At 55.7% G+C, this 1,871-nt stretch carries 4 protein-coding genes; 2 read left to right on the top strand and 2 right to left on the bottom strand.

From position 1 onward, the window contains the following. Both WH50_RS25645 and WH50_RS25640 read left to right on the top strand, forming a co-directional pair. The coding region (locus WH50_RS25645; protein WP_243410278.1) for a methyl-accepting chemotaxis protein at positions 1 to 555 on the top strand (555 nt) is incomplete at its 5' end. 111 nt (positions 556 to 666) lie between these two features. Next, positions 667 to 1,236, top strand: a complete 570-nt coding sequence (locus tag WH50_RS25640) for a glutathione S-transferase family protein (RefSeq protein ID WP_110190312.1) — start codon at positions 667 to 669, stop codon at positions 1,234 to 1,236. 74 nt (positions 1,237 to 1,310) lie between these two features. Here the strand turns inward: WH50_RS25640 and WH50_RS25635 are convergent, their stop codons facing one another. Both WH50_RS25635 and WH50_RS25630 read right to left on the bottom strand, forming a co-directional pair. Further along, a complete protein-coding gene (locus WH50_RS25635; protein WP_324768304.1) occupies positions 1,311 to 1,445 on the bottom strand; it encodes an entericidin A/B family lipoprotein in 135 nt (44 codons plus the stop codon). A gap of 324 nt (positions 1,446 to 1,769) precedes the next feature. Then, positions 1,770 to 1,871, bottom strand: coding sequence for an entericidin A/B family lipoprotein (locus WH50_RS25630; protein WP_110190310.1), 102 nt, complete (start codon positions 1,869 to 1,871; stop codon positions 1,770 to 1,772).

Here is a 1,871-nt window from a genome sequence, read left to right as displayed (position 1 = left end):
CGGGGCTTTGCCGTGGTGGCTGATGAGGTACGTTCGCTGGCATCGAAAACCCGTCAGTCCACCAATGAAGTGACCGAGATGGTCACCGCTATCCAGTCGGGTACCCGCAATGTGGTAACGCTGATGGAAAGCGGCAAGGCCAATGCGGACAAGTCCAGCGCTCAGGTCAACGAAGCCACCGCCAAGCTGCGTTCCGTGACCGAGGCCATGTATCTTATCTCCGAGCGGGTTGACCGTATCGCCCAGGCTATCGAGCAGCAGCAACATAACTTCGTGCAGGTGACGGATCGTTACGAGCAGATGAACGCCAGCTTCGAAAGCTCGCAGCTCCGCAGCGCGCAGGCCAGCACCGTTGGCCATGACGTCAAGAAGCTGGGCGACAAGCTGATGGATATGATCAAACGCTTCAAGGTGACCTATGACAACTGGTCAACCCAGCGCCGCAACAAGCTGCGTGCCGAAGAGGAAGAGGCCAAGCGGGTAGCCGCAGCGAATAAAGCCAGGAAGGCAAGCGTTGACAGCCGGCAGAAGGGAAAGGCTAAATCGACGGCCTGAGGGCGTACAACGGGTACGCTGCCGGAATGTGCTGACGAGAACACGTTCCGGAACCTGTTCTCAAATGGGAGCAGGGCCTGAGGTGGCTCAAACCTGATGCGGAGCAAGGTAATGAAACTGATTGGTTCCTCGACTTCACCCTACGTACGTCGCTCTCGGTTACTGCTGGCAGATACTCCCTTTGAATTTGTTGACCTGAACATCTACGCCGAAGGGCGCGATGCCCTGCGCAAGGCCAATCCGGCCCTGAAAATCCCCCTGTTGCAGGACGGCGAGCAGACCATCTATGACTCGCGCATCATTTCGCGCTATATCAGCAGCAAGCTGGGGCTGCCTGCCCTGAGCTGGGATGAAGAAAACCAGATCACGCTGGTGGAAAGCGTCAATGATTCGCTGATTCTGCTGTTCCAGGCAGGTAACCGCTCCGGGCTGGATATCCGGCAGGATGTGCTGGTATTTAATCTGCAGCATGAGCGCATTGCATCCACCCTGAGCGAGCTTGAACGTCAGGTGGTGGCAGGCAAGTTTGCCAGCTGGAATTACCCGGCGATCTGCCTGCTGTGCATGCTGGACTGGACGCGGTTCCGCGAAGTGGCTGACCTCAGCCCTTACCCGGCGCTGCTGAGCTTTGTCGAGCAGGCTTATCAGCGCGCCGACGTACAGGCGACCAGCCCGCGCTGAGTGCGGGATGGGCCAGCAATAAAAAATGCCAGTGTGAACTCACACTGGCATTTTTGTTTCTGCGTTCCGGCCGATCAGCTTTTTGCTGCTTTCTCGATGGCCTGACCGCCTTTCTGAATATCCTTGCCGATCCCGCTCATGGTGTTACAACCGGACAGGCTTAAACCTAGCAACAGCGTCATCATTACCAGCAGGCCTTTTCTCATCATCGGTGCAGATTCCTATTTCTTGGTGCAAAACAACCAGACGGTAGCGCCGTCTGCCGTTGTATCGGGTGATGGCCGATTATAGGCAGGGCGGATGAAACAGAACAACTCTGCCACCGCTGCTTACTTGAATATGACCTTTGTGCAGGGATTTAGTTGCTCAGAGCCAGCAGTGAGAGAGTGCAAGCGGGCAGAAACAACAACGCCCGGCACGAGCCGGGCGATGCGTTCAGGAGGCGACCTTATGGCGGTGGTTTCGAGCGTGTTGGTGCTCTCCGTTCACCACCTGAATAGACCTTTTAGCAGGTTTTATTGAGTAGGTTTTATTTAGTAGGTTTTATTGTCTTCAGCGGAGTTATGAATTGCTTCACCGCCTTTCTCAATGTCCTTACCGGCACCGGAAATGGTGTTACAACCAGCCAGACCCAA

Origin of the sequence: Pokkaliibacter plantistimulans (assembly GCF_003194385.1) — a bacterium.
In the GTDB taxonomy this organism is placed as follows: Bacteria; Pseudomonadota; Gammaproteobacteria; order Pseudomonadales; family Balneatricaceae; genus Pokkaliibacter; species Pokkaliibacter plantistimulans.
This window is presented reverse-complemented; position numbering and strand designations above follow the sequence as displayed.

What these genes read in the sequence shown, in the direction of transcription:
- WH50_RS25640 (WP_110190312.1), top strand. Translation starts at nt 667, where the DNA reads ATGAAACTGATTGGTTCCTCGACTTCACCCTACGTACGTCGCTCTCGG.
- WH50_RS25635 (WP_324768304.1), bottom strand. Translation starts at nt 1,445, where the DNA reads ATGATGAGAAAAGGCCTGCTGGTAATGATGACGCTGTTGCTAGGTTTA.